We start from the raw sequence: 23,727 nt of genomic DNA, 5'->3' as shown, positions 1-23,727 counted from the left end.
GAATTGAACGTATGAGCGGCAATATTATGCCACCTGCGGATTACAACAAAGAAGGTAAGGTATGAAAAAGACTTTATTAGTCCTAGCATTAGCTAGTTTTGCAACATCAGTGTCTGCTGATTCACTGATTTATGGTGGAGCGATGGTAGGTCAGTCTGATTATAGTGGTGAAACGGCGACATCGGCCGAGATTCATATAGGTACAGGTTTACTACCATTCATTGGTGTTGAAGCTGGTTATATTGACCATGGGACATTCGACATTGGCGCAGACGAGTTCTCTGCGGATTCAATATACGCGGCTATTCGACCAAGTATTGATTTCGGACCACTTCATGTTTATGGACGTGTTGGTGCTCATTCTTGGAATTCAGAACTCGGTGCGGTGAAAGATGATGGTGTCGATCCAATGTACGGTGTTGGTCTTGAATACTTTGTATTTGGTCCTCTTGCCGTTGGTGCGGCATACCATGTTTATAAGATGGACAACGACGATGTTAAAAACCTATCATTGACCGCGACGTTCCATTTTTTATAAGCGCCTTGTGAGAGCTATCTAGTTCGTAAAAAAAAGCCTAACAGAATATTGTTAGGCTTTTTTATTATTTATTATCGACGTTAATCTTACTTAAGAAGACCTGCTTCTTTGTAGTACTTTATAGCGCCTGGGTGAAGAGGAGCAGAAAGACCGTCTTTGATCATTTCTTCTTTCTTCAAGTTTGCAAATGCAGGGTGAAGCTTCTTAAAGGTACTGAAGTTTTCAAATACTGCTTTCACAATAGCATACACAACATCGTCAGAAACAGACGTTGAAGAAACAAAGGTAGCACCAACACCGAAAGTCTCTACGTCAGCAGCGTTACCTGTATACATACCACCTGGTACTGTTGCAGTGCGGTAGAAGCTGTTGTCTGCTAGTAGGCCATCTACTTCTTTACCATTTACGGAAACGATAACGCTATCACAAGATGTTGTTGCTTCTTTGATTGCACCACTCGGATGACCAACTACGTATACCATGGCATCGATTTTGTTGTCACAAAGTGCTTTAGATTGTTCCGAAGCTTTTAGCTCTGAAGCCAACTTAAAGTCATCTTTTGTCCAACCGTATCTTTCCATCAATACTTCTACTGTACCGCGTTGACCTGAACCTGGATTACCAATGTTAACTCGCTTACCTTTTAGGTCTGCGAATGTTTTGATGCCGGAATCAGCACGGGCAACAACAGTAAACGGTTCTGGGTGAATCGAGAATACAGCACGAAGTTCCTTAAATGGACCTGCATCAGCAAACTTGCTTGTGCCATTGTATGCATGATACTGCCAATCAGATTGAGCAATACCAAGATCTAGTTCACCAGCACGGATAGTGTTGACGTTATAGATTGAACCACCAGTACTCTCTACAGAACAGCGAATACCATGTTCTTTCTTAGATTTGTTAACGAGGCGACAAATTGCGCCACCTGTTGGGTAGTAAACCCCAGTTACGCCACCAGTACCGATTGTGACGAACTGATCAGCTGCACTGACAGCAAAAGAGGCACCCATAAGAACGGTTGTGGTTGTAGCGGTTAATAGGGTCTTAATTCGAGACATAGTAATTCCTTTTATGTGTTTAAATTATCCATCTAACTAAGTTAACAAGCCGCTAAGACGGCAATTAATTTGTTAACGCATTGCGATAACTGTGCGCATTATGCCTATTTATTCCAAGTAAATCTGTTAGCTCCTTAATGTTATCAACTTGTGAAGCATTATTTTTTGCGATAAGCCCCAGATTATTAAGATGATTATTTTCGAATCCTACTCGAACATCGGCGCCTAAAAGCATAGCAGTTATCAAACATTTTTGCTCTTGTACGCCAAAAGCGCATACGGCCCATCGATGGGAGTTATCTAACCATTCGTCGGTAAGAAATGGAACTAGATCTCTTGGTGAAGACTGCAATGCCTTGTGGTATCGACCTAAGACAAGGAGTGTATGGTGATTTTTATTGGGCAAAACACCGCTTTTGAGCAATGAAAAATAAAGGGCGATATCGTCAACGCTATAGAGTATGTATTGCGCAATCATGCCGACGTCAGCCACCCATTGAAAAAACGACTTAGCTTTATCTAAATGAGCGTCATTTGGGATCAGCTCTTTCAAACCAAATGATGCCGCTTCAGGTTGAGTGTGCCTTATTAATTCCATTTGTTGTTTTGGTGTATACATACCAATAGCTTCTGTCGTGAGTTGAACAATGATGCTGTCACCTACCGCTGTAGTAACGGCGTTCATTACCTCAATGTTGTCGTCGATGGCTAATGAATGCTTACCACTACTGTCTCGTGCATGTAAATGAACCATTGCGGCGCCTGCGTCTCGACAGGCGATCACCTCTGTAACGATTTGATCTACAGTGATAGGAAGAGCGGGGTGATCTTGTCGAGTTTTTCTCGCGCCATTGGGAGCGACAATAATGGCGATTTTATTGTTGTCATTTTCCATAACTAGTTCCATGTCGACGATGCTTCTTGTAGGGACAATTTTAGTTTGTCTACAAGTTCGTCTAGTTGTGTATCTTCGATGATAAATGGAGGGGCGATCAGTATATGATGGCCATGTTTCCCGTCTATTGTTCCTGCCATCGGATAACACATTAATCCATTTTTCATTGCAGCTTGTTTGATTGCCTTATTCGCTTGGGTAGACACGGTTAAAGGGCTTTTATCTTCTTTGTTGGCAACCAACTCAATAGCCAAAAATAGCCCTCGACCTCGTATGTCTCCTACGTAGGGTAAGGGTAGTAAAGCATCCTCAAGTTTTTGTTTAAGTCTAATACCTAAATCAGATACCTTAGCGAGCAATTTGTCGTTGATGATGGTTTTTATGGTAGCTAACGCTGAGGCGCAAGCCATGGGATGCCCCATAAAAGTGTGCCCGTGTTGAAAAAAACCACTTCCATTGGCAATCGTGTCATAGATTTCATCGCTTGCCACGACAGCGCCAATAGGCTGATACCCAGCACCTAGGCCTTTCGCCATAGTCACAAGATCTGGAATGATGTCGTCTTGTTCAAAAGCAAAAAAGGTTCCGGTACGACCAACACCACACATTACTTCGTCAAGGATCAGCAATACGTCATATTTATCGCATATCTGTCGAATTCTCTTGAAGTAACCATCTGTCGCAGGCACCGCTCCTGATGTGGCACCTACCACGGGTTCCGCAACAAAAGCCATAATGTTCTCTGGCCCAACGTCTAGAATTGTAGCCTCAAGTTCATTAGCAACGCGAATGGAGTAATCGTGCTCTGTTTCTTCTCTTGTTTGGTCACGGTAGGCGTAACAAGGACTAATGTGATGTACATTATTGAGCAATGGTCTAAATGGTTCTCGTCGCCATTCATTACCCCCCACAGATAACGCGCCTAATGTATTGCCGTGATAGCTTTGACGCCTTGCGATAAACTGGCTTTTATCGGTTTGGCCTTTCTCGACAAAGTATTGCCGAGCCATTTTTAAGGCAGATTCGACGGCTTCAGAACCTCCGCTGACAAAATAGACATGGTTGAGAGATACAGGGGCAAGGTCAGAAATTAAGGTGGCGAGCTCTTCACACACGTCACTCGTAAAAAATCCTGTATGAGCATAAGGAATAGTATCGAGTTGATGTTTAATTGCCTCTTTGATAGCGGGGTGGCTGTGGCCTAAATTAGATACTGCGGCACCACCGCAACCATCGAGATATTGCTTTCCCTCGGTATCATAGAGGTAGGCACCAGCACCATGGGAGACATGTGGCAGTTTTGTATGGCAATGCCTGTGGAATACGTGACTCATTTTCTAATCCCTTGCGATTCGAACATTGATGATTATTTAATCATAGTGCCGTATATTCAGTTCTGTTCAACTGAATAATAGTCCCCCCCCATTACAAAATGGAATAACTAGAATTAGTAGGGTGTTTATCCGACAAATTCGTGGAGTATTGTTGGTTGTTAAATGAGGTGTTTATTACAGCAGATAATTATTTTTGAGCAGGGATCTAAGCCAAAGTGCCAATGTGACGTATTAAACTATATTAAAAATAATCACATAGAGGTTGGGCTATAACCGTTAGATAACATTATTAAACAGATTCAATATGATAGAAGAGGTGCTTCATTGGGCGGTATGCAAATATGAAATTTCTGCACATTATCAACCACAAATTGACGTAATGACTGAAACATTAGTTAGCGTATAGGCTCTGGCACGTTGGAGTAATGAAAGGTTAGGTATGGTTTCTCCCGTAAAATTCGTCGCTAAGCTGTCTCTTTCAAGTTGTTGAGGTGATTTAGGAGACTGAAGCAAAAAATTTTCCGAAGAGGAAGGGAATAGTTAGATACAAAAAGCACTGAGACATTCAATGCTTTTTGTATGAAGCTTATCGGGAACGCCTTTATAGCTAGTCGGATTTTTTATTCTTTTTGAACTGATTGCTGCTAAAGCGGGTTAACCCTGGGTTACTTTTACCCCGTGACTTATTATCGCCTCGTTTTTGGCCAAATGACGTTTTGTGGCCATTCGTATTGTTCTTACCTTTTCGGTTGTTACTGTTCTTTTCACCACGAGTCTCATGCGGTACAAGGCATTCAGGGCCGCTACCAATGAGTTTGTTAGCCAATCCAAGTTTACTAAGTGCTTCTCTGATCAGCCCCCAGTTATTTTGATCATGGTAACGTAAGATAGCCTTGTGCAAGCGTCGCTGTATCGTCCCTTTGGGGACTGGAACCGCCGAGTTTTCTTTACGAATTTTATTTAAGGAGTCTATCTCAGTGTGGTATATCGTTGTCGCGTTTGCTAAAGGAGACGGATAGAAATTTTGTACTTGGTCTAACTTGAAATCATTCTGTTTTAACCATAGTGCTAAGTTAACCATATCCAAATCCGTCGTTCCTGGGTGTGCAGATATGAAGTACGGAATTAAAAATTGTTTCTTGCCGGCAAGTTTTGAGTAATGCTCAAACATTTGCTTAAACTCGTTGTATGAACCCATTCCAGGTTTCATCATTTTAGCTAGTGGCGCGTCCTCAGTATGCTCAGGCGCGATTTTTAAATAACCGCCGACATGATGAGTCGCCAGTTCTTTTACATATTCCGGATCTTTGATGGCGAGGTCGTACCGTACACCGGAAGCGATTAAAATTTTCTTTATACCTTTTACTTTACGTGCTCTACGATACAAATCGATGGTTGGCTTATGGTCAGTGTCCATATGCCCACAGATAGTAGGCCAAACGCAGCTAGGACGACGACATGTCGCTTCCGCTTTCGCGCTCTTACAACGCAGCTGATACATATTTGCCGTAGGTCCACCCAGATCTGAAATGACACCAGTAAAGCCAGGCACTTTGTCACGAATGTCTTCTATTTCATCAATGATCGACTGCTCAGAACGTGACTGAATTATTCGACCTTCATGTTCTGTGATACTACAAAATGAGCAACCTCCAAAACACCCTCTCATAATATTGATTGATGTTTTGATCATGTCATAAGCCGGGATTTTCGCATCACCATAGCTTGGATGAGGAACGCGGGCGTAAGGCAGTGCGAAAACACCATCCATTTCTTTTTCAGATAATGGAAGCGCCGGTGGGTTCAACCAGATCATTCGATCTCCGTGAGTTTGAACCAATGCACGAGCACTTGCAGGGTTTACTTCTTGGTGAAAAATCCGAGAGGCGTGGGCATACAGCGTTTTGTTATTACTCACTTGTTCATATGAGGGAAGTTTAACGTAAGTCATTTCCCACGGCTTAATCTTATTCTCCCAAGATTTATTCTGGTACTGACTGATTTGTATTGGTACGGCTTCTTTTGTAACATCCGTCGAATTGACAGTTGTAGGCTTGGTAACAACTGTCGCACCTGACGCTGTTACTTCATCCGGCTTATCACAATTTGATGGCGTCAGGTCTTGATATGGACTAGGAATAGGATCAATTTTACCCGGTCTATCAATGTCACGAGAATCAATACCACGCCAGCCTGGTAAGGCTGTTTTGACAGCAAATGCAGTACCACGAACGTCGGTAATGCTATTTACACTTTCACCCTGAGCGATACGATGAGCGACTTCTACTAACGGACGCTCGGCATTACCATAAATTAAAATGTCTGCTTTAGAGTCAAATAAAACACTACGACGTACTTTATCGGACCAGTAATCGTAGTGGGCGATACGGCGTAAACTTCCTTCAATACCCCCAATGACAACGGGAATTTCTTTAAAAGCTTCTTTGCATCGTTGAGTATAAACGGTCACCGCTCTATCAGGACGTTTTCCACCTTCGTTATTTGGTGTGTAGGCGTCGTCATGTCGCATACGTCGTTCAGCCGTATAGCGATTTATCATTGAATCCATGTTACCAGCGGTAACACCAAAAAATAGATTTGGTCTACCTAATGTCATAAAGTCGATTTTCGAATGCCAATCTGGTTGGGCAATGATACCAACCCTAAAGCCCTGAGCTTCAAGCATTCGGCCAATAATCGCCATACCAAAAGAGGGATGGTCAACATAGGCATCACCAGTGACTAAAATGATATCGCAGCTATCCCAGCCTAAGTCGTCCATTTCTTTTTGTGACATAGGGAAAAATGGTGCAGTGCCGTAGCATTCAGCCCAGTATTTGGGATATTCGAACAGCTCTGTTTTTGGTAATGGGATCATGAAATGACGTAACCTTCATTTGAGAATGCAATGGTTTTAAGTTAACCGAAAAATAATCGGCGGATTATAGCAGAATTTAAAATGTTTGGTTGGTTGAATTTCGAACGGTTCTTTTCTCTATTATGTACCACCTAATATGGCTTATGTTTGTGGAGGGGAGCGATATCTATGTTAATATCCGCGGCTCTGTAAAATAGATGAATAAATCATGATTGAACCTTTATTGTCACTTTTCGCCCCTATGTTATTGGGTGCTCAGATTATACTTACTTTGGTTCTCACTAAAGGTGAGATATGTCCAGGTCAAAGAGGACGTGTGCACAAGCTATTACCCATAATAGGTGTGCTTTGGTTAGCGATTGCTTTTGTCAATCTAACCTCTTTAGTGGTCGCCGCACCTATCTTCTATTTCTTTTCTAAAGTCCAGATTAAGAAAACGCGTGATAAAGGTCCAACGTGGGTACTTTACATCGCCGATGCATTAGCGCTGGTATTTGTCATCAAACAATTATCTCTGTTCTCCTCTATTTTTGCATCCATAGGTTGGGTCTGCTTTGTGAGTTTACTTGGGGCAATATTCGCTAACCTATTGCTGCTGATCGCACGTTCTCGTTTAGATGCTTTCCATAAAATATTGCCGGTCGTTGGCATTATTAGCGGCATGATTTTGGCGATTCTCGTTGCTCTGCAAGTGGTCGCTTTAAGTGACCACTTAATGTCCATGCTGCAAAGTAATGTGTTACTGGGCTTGGCACTTTTGGTTGTGGGGTTGTTGATTTGGCCGTTACATATGATGACACGTCAATCTATTAGCAAGATTCAACTATCAATGGCCTTGATGGCTTTGCTCCTATCAGGTGCAGAATTGTACCCGTTATTTTTGTTATCTAGCGTTTAAACGGGTCAGGTTTTCTCAACTAGGCGTTAATTTCTATGACCAATCTCTTGTCACAACTCGTTCTATCGTACTACGCTTAATTTTAGGTGATGGGGAATGGGAGTAGGGCGATGGATTTGAGTAAAGTTAACCATATAGACAGTAACATTCTGTTGGGAATTGTTAACGAGAAGCTGAGATTGGAGTGTGATAGTTTTGAAGATTTGGTCGTTATGTACGAGATGGATGTTCAAAACCTGATTGGTAAACTTGACGTCCTTGGCTATCAATATGACCCGCTCACGAATCAGTTTAAGTCCTATGAGCGATAGAACCGACATGACGTTGCCATAAAAAAGGATAAACCTAGGTTTATCCTTTTTTATGGCATTTTAATCCCTTCGAGGTGGTTTTTACACTGTGATCTAGCGGTATTAAAAAAAGCTTGCAGGTACGCTTTGTCGTATTCTGCTTGACGAGTCGCGGCAAAGAGCCGTCGCCACAATCCCTTACCTAAAGGCTTACTTGTGATTAATCCTTGTCTAGAAAATTCGTGAATGGCCCAATTTGGTATCGCCGCCACACCTAGACCTGCGGAGACCATCTGAATAAGCATCAACGTATTATCTGCTTGTTTCCACTTGAGAGGGTCAACGCCAGCAGGTTGCATGAAATGCTTATACACGTCTAAGCGAGATTTATGTACGGGGTAGGTGATAACGGTTTGATCAATAAAATCTTCAGGTTGAATATTATCTTGACCGGCTAACGGATGATGGACTGAGGTCACCAAACACATTTCAAAATCGAATAAGGGTTCGTAGTGTACGTCTGAACTCGGCACAATATCTGAGGTTATCACGAGGTCGAGTTCACCAGATAACAGCGCTGGAATCGGTTCAAAATCAAACCCTGAAATAAAATCCAATCCTACGCTCGGCCAACTTAACTGATACTCACGTAATGCTGGCATTAACCACTGAAAGCAAGAGTGACAATCAATAGCCATATGCAAACGTCCATTGACATCTTCCTTCAGGTTGGCAATTTTGCCTTCTGCAATCGCTATCTTATGTAGAATTTCATCGGCGAGTTGTAACAAGATTTCTCCTTCGGCTGTGAATTTTACCGGACGAGTTTTACGCAGAAACAGCTGCCCTCCTAATCGAAGTTCGAGATCCTTAATCTGATGGGAAAGTGCTGACTGGGTTAAGTGTAATGACGTTGCGGTCGCAGTGAGTGACCCTGAGCCCCTCAAGGATACGAGAGTGCGTAAATGCTTAAGTTCTATCATGAGTTCTCTTCATATCATGTGGGATATCAATAATCGAACTCATAAACTAACGTAACTTCTTGTCATTGTAAACGTCTAGACGGCTAAAATATTTATTGATGTGTACATTCGTAAGGTATCGTTCGATCCACCGAGAGCAAGATTCCCGTCTTCTTGGTTAAAACGGGAATCTGCGTAGTTTTCTCTACTTCCAATCACTTAACTTGAACGTTAGCGTATGATTGTCGCTCGTTAGCGTCATTGTTTCTTTCGTTAATTCCATCTTGTTCCACTTAGGCAGAGTTTGTGAGAGTACCATTTCGGTCCCCATCACGTCATTGACACACATTTTCATCGTCATGCCCATCTGTAGGATACGGAAATTGTTTCCGTCGAGCTCGCCTTGTCCAAAGAAGTTGTTACAGCCAGCATTCCCATTTGCTGTCATCTTCTCACCGATTTCCAGACGAGGAGCTTGCATGTTATCTGGAGTGGTGACGACTTTTCCATCAATCTGAGTGAGCTCCCAATTATGGTGCTGTAGGTCTTGAACAGAGATCGTTTTTGCCATGTTATTTTCATCCCCGGTACTTTGGCATGCAGTAAGTATTAGAGGTAATGTAACGATAGCAATCAGTTTTTTCATAACGGGCTCCAGTATAAGAAATTTTAATTATTTGAAGTATAGACCCAATATTGGGCTTGGTGTCAGGGAAAAGTAATGGATTAAAATAGAATGTAAATTGTTATCAAGGCGTTATGGAACTAATATAGAATTAGTAATAGTAAATAAGACGTTTTATCTTCTATGGAACAACTTGAATTTTTTAACGTACCTAGCCCTTGTATTGGGGTGTGCTCAGTAGATGAAAAAGGCTACTGCAATGGCTGTATGCGTAAAAGAAATGAGCGTTTTAATTGGCAAAAGTTCACCCCTACACAACAACTTCACGTGATAAAACTGTGTAAACAAAGGTACCGAAGAAAGATCCTTCAAGGCAAGAAGAAGCCACAAGAATCAATTGATTTGCTCAGTCCTCAGAGAGATCTATTTGATGAAGAATAAAAAGCCCCGCTCTATGTAATACTAGTGCGAGGCTTGTTGGTTATGTGATTATGTCGTTACAAGCGACGTTATTTAATGGCCGGTATCTGTTGAGTAATACAGTGAATATTTCCTCCGCCCAGTAGAATTTCACGTGCGTTCACACCCGTCACTTTGTAACCAGGATAAAGGTTGCTAAGAATAGCCTCAACGTCAGCATCGAGTGTTTTGTCTAGTAATGGGTAAACTATTTGGTCATTAGTCACCAAGTAATTGGCGTATGAACCCGCTAATCTTTCTCCAGGTACTCGTTCCATTCCATCAGACATATCGACACCGCTCGCCTCGTCTTCAGTGATATATAGTGGCCCTGGCATTGGGATTTTGTGAACGTTAAGCTCTCTTCCTTTTGCATCTTTTTGTGTGAGTAACGCATCGAGTGCAGTACGAGACAATGCATACTGCGGGTCGGATTCATCGTCACACCATGTAAGTACGACCTCACCAGGACGAACCACGTGGATTAGGTTATCTACGTGTCCGTTGGTTTCATCATTAAACAAGCCAGATGGTATCCAGATGACCTTGTCGACAGACAAATGTTCGCAAAGCACATCTTCGATTTCTTCGCGTGATAAGTCAGGATTTCGACTTTCGTGTAGCAAACACTCTTCGGTGGTAAAGAGAGTTCCTTCACCGTCAACATGGATGGAACCACCTTCTAAAACGATAGGCGCTCTATAGCTGTCGTCCCCTAGTATCTCGCACACTTTTTGAGCGACAGCGTCGTCATTGTGCCAAGGATAATACAGACCATCAACTAAACCACCCCACGCGTTAAAGTGCCAATCAATCCCGCGGCGTTCGCCTTCATCATTAACCACATAAGATGGACCAATATCTCGCATCCAAGCGTCATCGGTACTCATTTCTACAAGCCTGACTTCCGCGGGTAACATACCGCGAGCATTCTCAAACTGAGTAGCACTCACAATCATAGTTACGGGTGTCGTTTGTGCAATCGCTTTTGCTACTTCAGCAAATGTCTTCTGCGCGGGTTTACCGCCGTACCGCCAATTGTCTGTACGCTCAGGCCAAGCCATCCAGATAGACTCTTGTGGTTCATGTTCACCTGGCATTCTAAAGCCATCGTTTCTTGGAATTGAATGAATTCTATTGCTCATGATCATATGTCCTAATTAATGGCTTTGAGAAAGGGTGTCAGTTGACTCTTTATTGACTTCGTCAACTTTCTTGGCGACGGCTAACTTCAACAAATACTCGCCGATAGCGACGGTAAGGAATACACCGATAAGAACAGGTGCGCTGTAAACCCAGTCGACGCTGAATGTGATTAAGTCTGGGAAGATGAAAAGCACGACGGCTTGAGCAATAACTAAAAAGCAGATGATGCTCAACACCCATTGCACGCCAATACCACCAGGCACTCGGAAAGGACGCTCAGTTTCTGCATCGCTTACACGAAGTTTGATGTAAGAAGGGAACATGAATAGGTAAGGAAGTAAGAAAACACAGCTAGAGAAGGCAAATACAGACCAAAACAGTTCATCGCTACCTTGGGCAAATGCCGCATAAGCTAAGATAACAACGGTAGAAACCATCCCTGTTATGTTGTTCGCACCGACAGGCGTGTCGTGTTTTTCAGACATCTTGCCAACGATTTCAGGAAGTTCACCTTCGCTCGCGGCTTCTGCTGCTGCACGGCTAGCGCCCATCGTCCATGTCACCATATTTCCGATGAAAGTCAGTAGTGCCATAATGCCGATCGCATACACCATGAAGTGACCTATTGCGCTTTCACCAAACAGCTTGCGAAGTGTGTCTATGATGCCCGCTACGAGGCCAATATCTTCTACAGGCAACGCCAGCAAAATACCCACGGTACCAAACACGTATAAGAATGCGGTAATCCCCGCCGCTAAGAAGATAGATTTTGGCATGTCTCGAACATCTTTCATCTCTTTAGTCATGGTCGCAACAAGTTCGAAACCCATGAGATTGAAGACGAGAGCAGGAAGGAAAGCGACGCCAGTATCTAAACTTGGTAACATTGCAGAGAAAGAGAATTCGTTAGCAACCCCATTTTTTAACGCATAGAAAAAGCCACCAAAACCAAGGACAGAGATAACAATTATTTTAAGAATGGCACCTGCGCTGGTCACCCACACGCCAACATCTACTGAGACATTACAGACCCAAATAGTTAACCAAGTTAAGACGATACAGATAGCGATTTGCCAAACCATCGCCAGTTCTGGATAGAATAATTCGGCAAACATTCCCGCAAACATGATGTAAACAGCAGGCATCCACAAGCCCACATTAATCCAGTAAAACCACGTTGTTCTTACGGCCCATTTGTATCCAAATGCTTTTTTTACCCAATCGTAAATACCGCCATCTCCGGGATAAGTCGTACCCAGCTCTGATGTTATAAGTCCGTAGGGGATGACAAAGACAACTAAGGTAACTAACCACCAACCGATAGCACTTACGCCTATTGACGCCGATGCAGTCAATGTATCGACGACAATAACGGCACATAGGCTAAATAGGGCAAGGCTACCGACCCCCATTTTGCCACCAGAACTTTGAGTATCCATTTTATTTCTCCGTTTTAATGTTTATTCACACGATTTATTTAACGTATGAATATGATTCAAATTTTGACGTTATAAATATAGTGTCTTTATTCTTTATAATTTGTTAGGAGAATCACTTATCGGTGATAGTTGAATATTTAGTAATAAAGTCGTGACGCCCAGCATAATTATTAGTTGGGTAATTAACTTAGTCGATAAAATTGATTCTGATCAAGTTTATCGGATGGGAAAAAAAGATAAATTGAATGCATAAAATGAACAGTGTGGAACAACCGGTGAATATTATGAATAATAAAAATCCTATTATCGTTGTAGCAGTGGGCGGAAACGCTTTGTTACAACGTGGTGAATTAATGAGTTACGAAAACCAAGTTAAAAATATTGATGTTGCAACAAGGGCATTGGCAAAATTGAGCGAAAGTTATAGAGTCGTTATCGTTCATGGTAATGGTCCTCAAGTCGGCTTATTGGCATTGCAAAATCTAGCGTACGCCGATGTACCGCCTTATCCATTAGATGTGTTGGGTGCAGAAACACAGGGGATGATCGGTTATCTTATGGCTCAGGGTTTACAAAAATATATGCTTAATGGCAAGGTGAGCACATTGTTGACGCAGATTGCCGTCGACAAAGATGACCCTGCATTTTCTGACCCAAGTAAGTTTATCGGCCCAGTCTACGACAAGAAAGTAGCCCAAGAAAAATCAGGCGAATACGGTTGGAGTATTAAACCTGATGGTGATTATTGGCGTCGGGTCGTGCCATCGCCTTATCCTCAAAAAATTGTTGAGATTGATAGCATTCGCACACTATTAGATGCCGATCATACTGTAATATGCTGCGGTGGCGGTGGCTGTCCAATCATAGAGACCAACACGGGTGTTATTGGGGTTGAAGCCGTAATAGATAAAGATCTTTCCGCTGCAACGTTAGCCAAGCAATTAAATGCAGAACATCTTTTAATTCTGACGGATGGTGAAAATGTGTGTATCGATTGGGGTAAATCAACAGAGGTTGCACTCTATGATGTGACCGTTGAAGAGTTGCAGAAAACTACTTTTGCCGCGGGATCAATGGCGCCTAAGGTAGACGCATGTTGTGAATTTGTACAAGAGACAAAAGGGACAGGACATATCGGTTCTTTACACAAAGCTTACGAGATAATGGATGGAGAATCAGGTACACACATCCGCCTCTAATGCTAACCATAAGGCTTAATTGGAAATGAAAAAAGAGTCAACAGAACAAAGGCTTGAAAGAATACATTCGGCGGCGATTGTTTTAGCATCAAAGCGTAGTGTTGATTCAATATCGATTTATGATGTCGCAAAAGAAGCCTCGATCGCCGCCTCTACTGTGTATCATCATTATCCAAATATTGAGTCGTTAATTTGCGAATTGATGAAAGGGATCTTTGAGGATTTCATCACGGTTTTGGACGAGTCCATTGTCGAAGATGAAGTCGTTCATTGGTCTGATATTAATCGCATGATTGAGCAAGGTTTTGTCAGTTATTACCGACAATCGCCATTGGCGCAACATACGCTGCTAGGTCAGCATACCTATGCCTCCGTCCGCAACGAAGATGCGCAAAACGACCTGTTACTTGGAAGCAAGGTAGAGGATATTTATCGTCGACATTTTGTTTTACCAGAGCTACCGAAAGACGTAAACATCTTTGCTATTGCGCTGCAAGTAGCCGATAAAGTGTACTCGCTTAACTATCGACAGAATGGCGAGATAGAGCCAGAAATGGCTCGAGAGGCGTTGGTGATTACAGAAGCGTATTTAGGTGCGTATTTACCGAAGATATTGCCAAAAACCTAACCGAAAAAATTGTTCGTTAAGTAGCCAGATATTTGAGTGATATCAAATGCCGGGCTATTTTTTTTGCAACAAAGCCGTTATTAAAATCAAATATCGAAAATTAAATTCGTTTAAAATAATATATGTGATTCTTGTCATGCAATTTTAGGCCCCTAGTCACACCTTACCGATTAGTGATTCTAGTTTTAGAATTTGTTTATTTAATAGTGGATAATCAATTTATCGAAAATAATGAGTGAAGAATAAATTGTGATTATTTACGCTCGTTATATGTTTAAGTAATACTTATTTAGTAATTTCTCATTTAATTAAATATCATTCAATGATGTAAAAAAGGATCCCGTAATGAAACTTCCATCTTCAAGTGCGACTGACTTAAATAAAACAAATATCGAACACATGGTTTCAATGAAAGACTTCTCAGTAAAAGAGATGGATAACATGATGGAGCTGATGAGCTATTTAAAAGAGGCAAGAAAAGATAACGCAGTACCTCAGTTATTCAAAGGCAAGTCTGTTGGTATGATTTTCGAAGCAGGTTCAACTCGTACTCGTGTTTCGTTTGAGGTAGCGGCAACATTATTGGGCGGTCATGCTCTGTTTTTATCCCCTAAAGATATTCATTTAGGTGGTAAAGAGTCCATTGATGATACATCACGCGTGTTATCCCGTATGTGTGACATTATCATGGCAAGAACCAACAGTCCGGAAACACTTGATGGGCTGATTAGAATGTCGACTGTACCCGTCATCAATGGACTAGATACTCGTTTCCATCCTACTCAGATGTTAGCCGACTTATTCACAGTGAAAGAACACATCACGGATGGTCGCACATTGTCAGATTTGACGTTGGCGTTCATGGGTGATGCGACTGACGTATGCCGTTCTTTGATGTTAACTTGCGCTAAATACGGTATGGGTTTCAAGCAAATTGGTCCTAAGAAATACCAAATGGAGCAAGAGTGGATTGATCTAGCAGAGACGTACTGCAAAGAATCTGGTGGCCACATTGAAATTACTGATGATGTAGAAAGAATCAGTGATTGTGATGTTGTTTATGGCGACAGTTTTTATTGGGTCACTCAAATGGATGAGAAAGCGGAACGATTAGCCGCATTTATGCCTGATTATGTCATTACGGAAGAGCTAATGGCGAAAGCGAAACCAGGGGCGATGCTATTGCATTGTTTACCAGCTAACGATAAAGAAGAAGTGACTCGTGGTGCGCTTGAAAGTGAATATTCTGTTGCGTTTGATGAAGCGGAAAACCGTCTAACGGCTCAAATGGCGATTCTTGTGTACTTCTCACATAAAAATACTCAAGCGGTTAGTGAAGCAACTCGAATTGCTCACGAAGAAAAAATTACAGGCTTCTTAGCTGGATTATAGTCTTGTCGTTCGTAACGTTGAATTAACTCGAAAGCAGCAATTGAATTGCTGCTTTTTTAATTGTCTAAATGAAGGATTTTTTGCGCTTCTCCAGATTGATACATGCGTTTTAGTTTCGCCTCGAGTTTAGTAAGTTCGGATTCTGGTGTATCGATATTACAGGCCATAAAACTGATACTGGTAAAGAAAATAAGTTCCGGGTCTAGAAGGCTAATGTCTGTTTTTTCAGCCAACAATTTTGCCGAGTTGGTGTCAGCAACCCATAGTTGGACTCGATTACTGTGCAACATTTGCAAACCGTGTTCTAGGCTTTTGGTTTCATACATTTCGAAATCACGTTCATTCAAATAGTTAGCGATGCCAGTTCCGGCGTAAGCAGCAAGAATATAGGGTTTTGCGTCGGCTAACGTTGTTAGTTTAACCTCTGCGTTAGGGGCACTGTATAGTGCATATCGATTAATGGCGACGGGCCCTATCCATCTGTATTTTGATTCTCGGTCTTGCGTTCGGTCAATCGGAAAGGTACACGTATTTGATTTCTGGCTGGTTTCATAAAGTGCTCGTTTTATCGGTTTACTCTGCATCGAGTACTTGATATCGCTCTCGGCAAATACTTTGTCGATTAAATCGACGGAAAATCCGGTAAAATGATAACTAGTATGAGAATGATTGTTATTATGAAAATTGACTAATGGGGGCGAAGCAAACGTCAATATTCGGATATCCGCACAGGCTTGGTAGGCGAAGAAAAAGCCCAAAAGTAAAGTTAGTATTTTTGCCATAACAACAGCGCTTCTTTGTAAGGGAGAGTAATTGGTTTATCATCCATTGCTTTCTGTTTCCAGGGGGCTCCATCTCGATTTATCCAGCGACTTTCAATCTGTTTATTTGCTATCTTTGGTTCGCATATCATATCTGCATTCGTGCTTATTATTGCCATTCTATCATCCATTTCTGTTGCTAGATCCGTCATCGCCTCTGTTACTGTGCGCTGCTTCTTCAGCGCAGCGCCAATATGTTGCCACCATGCGCTGGATAGAAAAGCATAGTCCGGTACGCTTAATCCAGTAGGCGTCCAAGAATTTCTTGCGTTACTTTGATAAAACTCGAGTAGACCTCCCCATTCAGAGGATCGGGACTTTAGGTAATTGGAATCCAAATCAGATTGTCGTATGGGCGTAAAACCGACCAAAAATTTACTCATTGAAACGGTTTTAGAGGTGACAAATTGTGCGTAGAGCCATGCGGCTTGTGCTTTATTCTCTGGTGTTGAGCGTAAGAACGTCCAACCACTGATATCTTGATAACCAGATTTCATTCCAGGCTTCCAGTACTTTCCTCTAGGAGACGGAGCGAGTCGCCATACAGGTTTCCCTTCGTCGTCGATGAGTTTTTTGTTTAATAAGGTAGGGACAAAAGCGGTATACCAAAAAATTTGTTGAGCGGTATTCCCTTGCGCGAGAGTAATACTCGACGATGAGAAATTTTGCTTGATAGCTTCAGGTGGTGCGTAATCATGTAACCAGTGTATATATTTTTCTACTGCATATATTGCCGCAGGGCTGTTTAATGCGCCTCCTCGTGAAACCGATGCCCCAACCGGATGGCAGTTTTCTACCCTGATGCCCCAGTCCCCAACGAAGCTTGAGTTTTTATACGAAGTGTTGTCTACAGGCTGGTCATTCACGCCCGCTAAACTTAGCCAGGAATCCGAGATTCGCCAACCAAGTGATGGGTCATAGAGTCCATAGTCCATATGGCCCCAAACTGGTTCTCCGTCAACGTGTTTTACCTTATTAGTGAAAAAATCAGCTATATCTTCATACGCTGCCCAGTTCTGTGGAACCCCGAGTTGGTATCCGTAGAGTTGTCGAAATTCATCCCGCAGATCTGGACGTTCAAACCAATCCTTTCGATACCAGTAAAGGTTTGCGAATTGTTGCGTTGGAAGTTGATATATTTCGTTATCAAGCCCTTTAACGCTTTGTATTCCAATAAAGTCTTCAATATCGAGTGTTGGTGACGTAATGGTTTGCCAGTCTCCATCCATTTTTGCAGAGATAGAAATGGTTTTGTTGTATCGATAGTGGGTCCCAATAAAATCGGCGTCATTAACGTACGAGTCGTACAGGTTGATACCAGTATCGAGTTGCAGCTGCATTTTCTTAACCAAGTCGTCTTCTTCCGTGATCTCGTGGACGACGTGTATGCCTGTTATTTCGCTGAATGCTTTGGCAAGTACATTGGATTCGTATGCGTGTGTCGCAATGTTTTCAGACACCACTCTAATTGAAAGCCCATCATATGGTTTGGCGGCATTAGATAGCCAAAGAAGCTCATCGATCTGTTCTTTTTTTGAAAGAGTAGAATGTAAGAACTCATTATCCACCCAACGTTTAATCGTCGTGAGCTTTGTACTGTCAGCATGGCTTGGATGGCTTAACAGTAAAGTCAACGTTAAAGCCAAGTAAGAGGGTCGAATCATCATAGTCCTTTAATTTACGCGCAACTTAAACGTAGCCTATTTTAAGAAATTATTTACGAATACTGCTGAACACTTTGAGTTAAGTTGACTTAATTTAGTAAACTAGATAAAAGCTAGCCAATTTAAGTGATTACAGAAGCATTGTCATCAAACTCTGGTCTATCCATACTCATACTACGTGTGTCGTTGGTTCTATAATTCCGCCCATAGCATTTGAATTCAATAAAATAGACGTTAGACTGGTTCACAACAGCTGAATTAGAAACCATGGGCTAGCCAATTGAAACCAACCGCTTTGACAGCAGAGAAGCAAAATGAGTGATTCAGAGCAAAAAAAGGAGAAGTCTATTGAATCAGAAAACCTCTGTTCACCTTGCATTCGTCACTGTTGTTTAGACGCAGAAGATATCTGTTTGGGCTGCCATCGAAGCCTTTCTGAAATTATGCAATGGTCAGAATCTTCAAACGAATCAAAACGTCAAATCCTCAATCTAGCGAATGCCAGAGAGTTGTCTCGAATTAAAAACGAAAAGTTAAGGTATAAATAAAACATCGTCGATCTATAAAGGGTAACATTACCTCAGTTAGCCGTCATCTGTGTCACATAGCATCTCATCGATGAACAAAAGGGCTTGTTCAAAATCATACCGTTCGAGCGATTTTCTGATATTTCCAGCTATCTCTGATTGATCACTATTGCTTTGTATCGCTTGTTCTAACAATGTCATCGCCTCGCCATCATAGCTCAATATTTTTTCTTTGATTGCGAGCAAATCTGAATAAGCGATGGTTTTAGATGAACACTCTATTGAATCACTTGTGAGCGGAGTATCGGAATTTAGGTGATTTTCTACCTCTACGGTTAACTGATGCAGTTGGTCAGTGGCGTTTGTAATAGCGATAGATATCTCAGGAGTGTCTACTTGTCTAGAGCATAATATTTCAATGTTTTGCATTGTTTCTGCAAGTTGTTGACCTCCGATACTTGCAGACATGCTTTTTAACGTGTGTGCTGTGAGTTCTACGTTGGTTAAATCTCCTTCAGCATAGCTATGTTCAATGACGCCAAGTTGAATTGGTGCCTGTTCGATAAACTTATTGATCAATCGCATGAGTAGCGCTTCATCGTTATTAGTGAAAATTTTAGCGGTGTGAAGTGAGAATATACTCTGTCTAGATGAATCCTCATTTTCTGGGTGAGGAGTAGACTCTGGTTCTATATAGTCAAACTCTAGCCATTTGCTTAAGGTTTGCGCAAGCGAGTTCAGATCGATGGGTTTCTCTATGAAACCGTCCATCCCTGCAAGGCTAGCTCGTTCTTTTACATCGGACAAAACGTTGGCTGACATTGCAATAATAGGAATCTCTGTGCCGATTTTTCTTAAGGAAGTAGTGGCTTGATAGCCGTCCATTATTGGCATTTGCAAATCCATGAGTATTAATGGGTAATTTTGTCTACCCGCCATATCAATCGATTGTTTGCCGTCGTTGGCGATATCAACCTTAAGATTGATTTTGTTTAACATTGCTACTGCTAATTCTTGATTGAATTCATTGTCTTCGACCAATAGAAGTTGTTGCCCTCTAAATGAAATTTCTTTTTTGTTCTCGTGTTTTAACTTTGCATGTGCATCGATCTGTTCTTGATTAGCAAGTGGTAGTGTTAAGTCGAATGAAAACTGGCTGCCAATCCCGAGTTCACTTGTTACTTTCATATTGCTTCCCATGCCATGAAGTAGTTTTTGGCTGATGTTTAAGCCTAGTCCTGTCCCTCCATATTTTCGGGTTGTCGAAGTGTCCGCCTGTGAAAAGGCGTCGAATAGATTTTTTATGTTCGCTTCTGAGATGCCAATACCACTGTCTGTCACGGAAACGGTCACGTTAGCCGTATTTCTACTGCCTTCAGTCACTTGAGCGAATAAGGTAACGCTGCCGTGATCGGTAAATTTGACCGCATTGCTTACTAGGTTCAGTATCACTTGAAACAGCCTTAAAGGGTCACCAATGAGTAAACTGTCGCAACCGTTGTCCTTTTTAATACTAAAATGGATGCCTTTTTCTTGCGCTCTAATCTGCATCAGTTGTTCTACGTCTTTCATCGGTTTAGACAGAACAAAAGGGATTGATTCGAACTCAAGATGACCAGACTCTATTTTGGACAAATCTAATATATCGTTGATTATAGTGAGTAAGGACTGAGCTGAGTAGTGGACTTTTTCGACATAGTCTTTTGCAACCTTGCTTTTTATCTCTGGGATCGCCAGATAAGACATTCCGATGATGGCATTCATCGGTGTTCTTATCTCGTGGCTCATGTTGGCAAGAAAGTCAGACTTTGCTTTGTTGGCACTGTCCGCTTCGATTTTTGCCTCTTCTAGTTGCTGATTAAGCCGCTTTAACTCAGAGATATCATAGGCCCAGAATAGGGTCGCAGTTTCACCGTTTATGTCTAATTGATAGTAACTGGCAAGTGCGGTGAAATGTTCACCATCCACTTTTATCAAGGGAATTTCGACGCTTTCTATTTTTCCGTTGGTAACGATTCGTTCATACATATCTTGGCGTGTAGTGGGGTCTTGATAGATTTTAGTTACGTCGAAATCTATGATTTGTTCATCGCTTAGGCGAAATAATCGTTTCGCTGTATCGTTGACGTAATTGATCCGGTTGTTCATGATGACACTCGCGGCAATAGGTGAAGTATTGAGTATGGCATAGAGTTGTTGTTGTGCCTGTTCTAGCTGTATCTTGGCTTCAGTAGCAATGGAAATTTGTTTTTTAAGTTGTCGGTTCCAGGCAAAAATGAGCAGTAGAATGAATATGGAGAATCCACCAATGGTATACACCAACTGGTAGTTCACTCGTTCTATCGACTTCGGTGCGCTCCATTTTGTTTCGATCTGTTTGTGTTCAACCGCACTTATGGATCGAATGGCTTTATTCAGTATGGCTAACATTTCCGGTTTACTTCTTAGCACATGAAAGCTGGGTGTGACGTAATAATCTATCCGGCTAACTATTTTCAAGTCGTCATAACCGAGTGTGTTGATCAGATAGTTGAGCACATGTAGTGTGTCCACCATACCGACTAATTCGTCGGTTTTAATCTTTTCTAATCCTTCTTCAGTATTGTTTATTAATTGCCAATTTACGTTAGGGAATTCAGCCATGATAGAGGCTGTGTTTGCTGCATTCTCTAACAATCCGATGGCGAGCCCATCAGCATTATCTAGATCTAAATCTGCATTTTTTAGCTCGGACGCAATCGCGAGCCGGCTAGAAAAAAGAGGCTCAGTGTGGCGATAGTTTTCTTGTAATGATCTGTTCTCTATTGCGGCAGAGACGAGGTCAACCATACTATTATCGGCAAGAGCGACGGTTTCGCTCCAACGACTTACCGGAGTAATATCGATATTAAGGCCTGTTTTGGTTTTAATGAGTTGGAGATAATCATTGATCATTCCAGAGTACTCATTGTCGACATTTAGGGTTTCGTATGGGAGGGCATTGGGGTCAATGCCAATATCGACTTGACGATTTTTGGTGAGCCAGTCCCGTTCTTGTCTACTCAGATTGAGCACTTCGCTACTTAGGCCAGCGGAGTGATAGAGTTCAGAGATGTAATTGTATACCTCACTGTCAATGTCAGTTAATGCGCCTAACGCGGGGAAGTATGCATGGTCATTGAGCTGTTTCTTTACGTCGAAGTAAACCTTAATGTATCCCGCTTTTCTATCGCCGTTTGTTGTTCGATAAAAGGCTTGTTGGGTGACAGAAGTGTGGTAAGACGTGTCGATGTTGCTGGTGGTTAAGGCCATCTGATTATTCTGTACTTGCCAAGTACTAAACGGAGGAAGTGACATATCACTGTACAGTTCTATATAGTCGGCTTCTGACGACAGATCGAACAAGTTTAATATGGTGGTAAATTCGTTAATTTCCTTATCAACGATGAACATGCCGGCGATATAAGCCAGTGTTTTTGCCTTTTTAATATGCTCTCGCAAGTCCTTTTTAAGGCTAAGAGAAATCAACTCTTGTAGTTCGGAGGTATCATCTCTGAGGGTTTGAAATGCGGCGTCAAATTGGTCCCGTATTCCTTCGTTTTTAAACTCTATTGGGATCAAGAATTCGCTTGATAAGGCGTGATGTAGATTTAAGGTACTCGGATCGATTTTGCCGCTATGCATGATGAACCAATCGAGGATACGTTGTTCTATGATTAAGACATCAATATCTTGGTCTCTGAGTTGCTCTACGGATTGGTATATATCGTGTTCAAATTGAAATGTAGCTATATTGAGTTCACCAGTCATTTTTTCGACAGCGTATCGGCCGATTGATTTCTCTTCGTAGACAGTGGCGGAAACATGCAGAGCCTGACCGTTTTTATTTAAGCTTAATTGCCGAGCCGCTAATGTAACCGGAACGTACTTTAACTTTAATATGGATTGACTGTATATTCGTTTATCTATTTTGGAGTGTTCTAGTACGAGAGCAAAGTCGATAGACGATTTTTGTTTGATTATGTTTTGTCTTGCAGTACTTGGCAAGGCATCCACCTTACCAAATTGATACCCCATTTCCATAAAGATACGTTGTATTAAAGAATACTGTAAGCCCATTGAAGTGCTATCCGAGTATACATAAGGTGCCAGTCCATAGCTCAGGACACCGGATAAGCTAGGTCGATAGGGTGATGGTGAAATCCATTTTTTTAACAATCTATTTTTTTCTGTATTGCTGAGTGTAGACACGAAATGATCCACAACGGATATGAGTTCGGGGTTATTACGATGGATTAATGCACCTGCTTCGCGTCGTCGCCATTTATTTATAGGGATAGTGACTGCCAACTCCTTGACGTCGAAGCGTTTCGCGTGTTCCATCGCCGTAATCGGTTCGGCAATAAAGGCGTCGACCTCTCCCTTTTTTAATGCGTGAAGAGCATCAATGATGGTTTCAAATCTGACCGGATTAAAACGAACGGCAAGGTCTGGGATGCTTAAGAATGCGTCACTACCGTTTATAAATGCGAGCTTCTTGTTTTCTAGTTGTTGGATTTGGCTAGCGATGCCATGAGATTTTGATGAGATAATCGCTAACTGATAAGGCACGATCGGTTTTGATACAGTGAATGGCGCTCGTGATTCAGTGATGGCGCTTGAAAAGAGGTAAAGATCAGCATGGCCCATTTTTATCGCTTCACGCACCTCGAGTTCGGTATCTACGACTAAAAACTTAACCTTAATGCTGTAGGCCTGTTCGAGCAAACGGCTGTAATCTTTGCTTAGCCCTGATACTTGACCATTTTCATCCAAGAAGGAGTAGGGTGCAGCATCAGATAAAACAACCACCGTAATTGTTGGGTTCTGTTTTAGCCATTCTTTCTGTTGACTAGAAAGTGTATCGTATTGTTCGTTGGCACATACTGCCGTACTGACAAGCAACAGAGTCATCGATAAGCGGACGAAATAACGCCAAAAAGTTAGCATAGG

Annotated in this window: 19 protein-coding genes; 8 read left to right on the top strand and 11 right to left on the bottom strand. The window is 42.0% G+C overall.

Annotated features, from left to right (window positions below; genetic code table 11):
- Window positions 1-61 precede the first annotated feature (61 nt).
- On the top strand, window positions 62-538 hold the full coding sequence (locus AACW90_RS12070; RefSeq protein ID WP_390234716.1) for an outer membrane beta-barrel protein: 477 nt from the start codon (window positions 62-64) through the stop codon (window positions 536-538).
- A gap of 86 nt (window positions 539-624) precedes the next feature.
- Here the strand turns inward: AACW90_RS12070 and AACW90_RS12065 are convergent, their stop codons facing one another.
- From AACW90_RS12065 to AACW90_RS12050, 4 genes are all read right to left on the bottom strand, one after another.
- The gene (locus AACW90_RS12065) at window positions 625-1,599 is read right to left on the bottom strand and encodes a TAXI family TRAP transporter solute-binding subunit (protein WP_390234714.1); all 975 of its coding nucleotides are present in this window, start codon (window positions 1,597-1,599) and stop codon (window positions 625-627) included.
- A gap of 64 nt (window positions 1,600-1,663) precedes the next feature.
- Window positions 1,664-2,506: a beta-keto acid cleavage family enzyme gene (locus tag AACW90_RS12060; protein WP_502226695.1), complete on the bottom strand. Its 843-nt coding sequence runs from the start codon at window positions 2,504-2,506 to the stop codon at window positions 1,664-1,666.
- Window positions 2,497-3,828 carry an aspartate aminotransferase family protein gene (locus AACW90_RS12055; RefSeq protein ID WP_390234710.1) on the bottom strand — a complete coding sequence of 444 codons (1,332 nt, stop codon included), beginning with the start codon at window positions 3,826-3,828 and terminating at the stop codon, window positions 2,497-2,499. The genes AACW90_RS12060 and AACW90_RS12055 overlap by 10 nt, the downstream gene beginning before the upstream one ends.
- A 607-nt stretch (window positions 3,829-4,435) precedes the next feature.
- Window positions 4,436-6,706 carry a YgiQ family radical SAM protein gene (locus AACW90_RS12050; RefSeq protein WP_390234708.1) on the bottom strand — a complete coding sequence of 757 codons (2,271 nt, stop codon included), beginning with the start codon at window positions 6,704-6,706 and terminating at the stop codon, window positions 4,436-4,438.
- Window positions 6,707-6,914: 208 nt separating this feature from the next.
- Between AACW90_RS12050 and AACW90_RS12045 the strand changes: the two genes are divergently transcribed.
- Together AACW90_RS12045 and AACW90_RS12040 are read left to right on the top strand one after the other, a co-directional pair.
- Window positions 6,915-7,604 (top strand): HI_1241 family integral membrane domain, encoded by a 690-nt coding sequence (locus AACW90_RS12045; protein ID WP_390234706.1) that lies wholly within the window; start codon window positions 6,915-6,917, stop codon window positions 7,602-7,604.
- Between the two features lie 110 nt (window positions 7,605-7,714).
- Window positions 7,715-7,915, top strand: coding sequence for a DUF4250 domain-containing protein (locus tag AACW90_RS12040; protein ID WP_195703087.1), 201 nt, complete (start codon window positions 7,715-7,717; stop codon window positions 7,913-7,915).
- 50 nt (window positions 7,916-7,965) lie between these two features.
- On the opposite strand, the gene AACW90_RS12035 is transcribed toward AACW90_RS12040, so the two are convergent.
- Window positions 7,966-8,877, bottom strand: a complete 912-nt coding sequence (locus AACW90_RS12035; protein ID WP_390234704.1) for a LysR substrate-binding domain-containing protein — start codon at window positions 8,875-8,877, stop codon at window positions 7,966-7,968.
- A 184-nt stretch (window positions 8,878-9,061) separates the two neighbouring features.
- Window positions 9,062-9,502: an META domain-containing protein gene (locus tag AACW90_RS12030; protein ID WP_390234702.1), complete on the bottom strand. Its 441-nt coding sequence runs from the start codon at window positions 9,500-9,502 to the stop codon at window positions 9,062-9,064.
- Window positions 9,503-9,664: 162 nt separating this feature from the next.
- Between AACW90_RS12030 and AACW90_RS12025 the strand changes: the two genes are divergently transcribed.
- Window positions 9,665-9,922: a DUF1289 domain-containing protein gene (locus AACW90_RS12025; protein WP_390234700.1), complete on the top strand. Its 258-nt coding sequence runs from the start codon at window positions 9,665-9,667 to the stop codon at window positions 9,920-9,922.
- Window positions 9,923-9,990: 68 nt separating this feature from the next.
- On the opposite strand, the gene aguA is transcribed toward AACW90_RS12025, so the two are convergent.
- Window positions 9,991-11,085: an agmatine deiminase gene (gene aguA, locus AACW90_RS12020; protein WP_390234698.1), complete on the bottom strand. Its 1,095-nt coding sequence runs from the start codon at window positions 11,083-11,085 to the stop codon at window positions 9,991-9,993.
- Window positions 11,086-11,100: 15 nt separating this feature from the next.
- Window positions 11,101-12,525 carry an APC family permease gene (locus AACW90_RS12015; protein WP_390234696.1) on the bottom strand — a complete coding sequence of 475 codons (1,425 nt, stop codon included), beginning with the start codon at window positions 12,523-12,525 and terminating at the stop codon, window positions 11,101-11,103.
- Between the two features lie 284 nt (window positions 12,526-12,809).
- Between AACW90_RS12015 and arcC the strand changes: the two genes are divergently transcribed.
- The 3 genes from arcC to argF all read left to right on the top strand — a co-directional run bounded on the left by arcC (window position 12,810) and on the right by argF (window position 15,744).
- A complete protein-coding gene (gene arcC / locus AACW90_RS12010) occupies window positions 12,810-13,724 on the top strand; it encodes a carbamate kinase (RefSeq protein ID WP_390234694.1) in 915 nt (304 codons plus the stop codon).
- Between the two features lie 25 nt (window positions 13,725-13,749).
- On the top strand, window positions 13,750-14,352 hold the full coding sequence (locus tag AACW90_RS12005; protein WP_390234690.1) for a TetR/AcrR family transcriptional regulator: 603 nt from the start codon (window positions 13,750-13,752) through the stop codon (window positions 14,350-14,352).
- Between the two features lie 345 nt (window positions 14,353-14,697).
- Complete coding sequence (gene argF, locus AACW90_RS12000; RefSeq protein ID WP_390234686.1) at window positions 14,698-15,744, top strand: ornithine carbamoyltransferase; 1,047 nt, start codon at window positions 14,698-14,700, stop codon at window positions 15,742-15,744.
- 56 nt (window positions 15,745-15,800) lie between these two features.
- Here the strand turns inward: argF and AACW90_RS11995 are convergent, their stop codons facing one another.
- Both AACW90_RS11995 and AACW90_RS11990 read right to left on the bottom strand, forming a co-directional pair.
- The gene (locus tag AACW90_RS11995; protein ID WP_390234684.1) at window positions 15,801-16,526 is read right to left on the bottom strand and encodes a substrate-binding periplasmic protein; all 726 of its coding nucleotides are present in this window, start codon (window positions 16,524-16,526) and stop codon (window positions 15,801-15,803) included.
- Window positions 16,511-18,232, bottom strand: coding sequence for an ABC transporter substrate-binding protein (locus tag AACW90_RS11990; RefSeq protein WP_390234682.1), 1,722 nt, complete (start codon window positions 18,230-18,232; stop codon window positions 16,511-16,513). Before AACW90_RS11990 ends, AACW90_RS11995 begins: the two co-directional genes overlap by 16 nt.
- Window positions 18,233-18,543: 311 nt before the next feature.
- Here AACW90_RS11990 and AACW90_RS11985 point away from each other — a divergent pair, with 311 nt between their 5' ends.
- On the top strand, window positions 18,544-18,777 hold the full coding sequence (locus tag AACW90_RS11985) for a DUF1289 domain-containing protein (RefSeq protein ID WP_390234680.1): 234 nt from the start codon (window positions 18,544-18,546) through the stop codon (window positions 18,775-18,777).
- Window positions 18,778-18,813: 36 nt separating this feature from the next.
- On the opposite strand, the gene AACW90_RS11980 is transcribed toward AACW90_RS11985, so the two are convergent.
- Window positions 18,814-23,724, bottom strand: coding sequence for a transporter substrate-binding domain-containing protein (locus tag AACW90_RS11980; RefSeq protein ID WP_390234677.1), 4,911 nt, complete (start codon window positions 23,722-23,724; stop codon window positions 18,814-18,816).
- Window positions 23,725-23,727: the final 3 nt, after the last annotated feature.

The sequence above is a fragment of the Vibrio frigidus genome (assembly GCF_042465995.1).
In the GTDB taxonomy this organism is placed as follows: domain Bacteria; phylum Pseudomonadota; class Gammaproteobacteria; order Enterobacterales; family Vibrionaceae; genus Vibrio.
The sequence above is the reverse complement of the archived record's forward strand: the minus strand, read 5'-3'. Positions and strand labels throughout refer to the sequence as shown.

Bases quoted from the DNA above. Each gene is read 5' to 3' on its own strand.
- AACW90_RS12070 (WP_390234716.1), top strand. From the start codon at position 62: ATGAAAAAGACTTTATTAGTCCTAGCATTAGCTAGTTTTGCAACATCA.
- AACW90_RS12065 (WP_390234714.1), bottom strand. From the start codon at position 1,599: ATGTCTCGAATTAAGACCCTATTAACCGCTACAACCACAACCGTTCTT.
- AACW90_RS12060 (WP_502226695.1), bottom strand. From the start codon at position 2,506: ATGGAACTAGTTATGGAAAATGACAACAATAAAATCGCCATTATTGTC.
- AACW90_RS12055 (WP_390234710.1), bottom strand. From the start codon at position 3,828: ATGAGTCACGTATTCCACAGGCATTGCCATACAAAACTGCCACATGTC.
- AACW90_RS12050 (WP_390234708.1), bottom strand. From the start codon at position 6,706: ATGATCCCATTACCAAAAACAGAGCTGTTCGAATATCCCAAATACTGG.
- AACW90_RS12045 (WP_390234706.1), top strand. From the start codon at position 6,915: ATGATTGAACCTTTATTGTCACTTTTCGCCCCTATGTTATTGGGTGCT.
- AACW90_RS12040 (WP_195703087.1), top strand. From the start codon at position 7,715: ATGGATTTGAGTAAAGTTAACCATATAGACAGTAACATTCTGTTGGGA.
- AACW90_RS12035 (WP_390234704.1), bottom strand. From the start codon at position 8,877: ATGATAGAACTTAAGCATTTACGCACTCTCGTATCCTTGAGGGGCTCA.
- AACW90_RS12030 (WP_390234702.1), bottom strand. From the start codon at position 9,502: ATGAAAAAACTGATTGCTATCGTTACATTACCTCTAATACTTACTGCA.
- AACW90_RS12025 (WP_390234700.1), top strand. From the start codon at position 9,665: ATGGAACAACTTGAATTTTTTAACGTACCTAGCCCTTGTATTGGGGTG.
- aguA (WP_390234698.1), bottom strand. From the start codon at position 11,085: ATGAGCAATAGAATTCATTCAATTCCAAGAAACGATGGCTTTAGAATG.
- AACW90_RS12015 (WP_390234696.1), bottom strand. From the start codon at position 12,525: ATGGATACTCAAAGTTCTGGTGGCAAAATGGGGGTCGGTAGCCTTGCC.
- arcC (WP_390234694.1), top strand. From the start codon at position 12,810: ATGAATAATAAAAATCCTATTATCGTTGTAGCAGTGGGCGGAAACGCT.
- AACW90_RS12005 (WP_390234690.1), top strand. From the start codon at position 13,750: ATGAAAAAAGAGTCAACAGAACAAAGGCTTGAAAGAATACATTCGGCG.
- argF (WP_390234686.1), top strand. From the start codon at position 14,698: ATGAAACTTCCATCTTCAAGTGCGACTGACTTAAATAAAACAAATATC.
- AACW90_RS11995 (WP_390234684.1), bottom strand. From the start codon at position 16,526: ATGGCAAAAATACTAACTTTACTTTTGGGCTTTTTCTTCGCCTACCAA.
- AACW90_RS11990 (WP_390234682.1), bottom strand. From the start codon at position 18,232: ATGATGATTCGACCCTCTTACTTGGCTTTAACGTTGACTTTACTGTTA.
- AACW90_RS11985 (WP_390234680.1), top strand. From the start codon at position 18,544: ATGAGTGATTCAGAGCAAAAAAAGGAGAAGTCTATTGAATCAGAAAAC.
- AACW90_RS11980 (WP_390234677.1), bottom strand. From the start codon at position 23,724: ATGCTAACTTTTTGGCGTTATTTCGTCCGCTTATCGATGACTCTGTTG.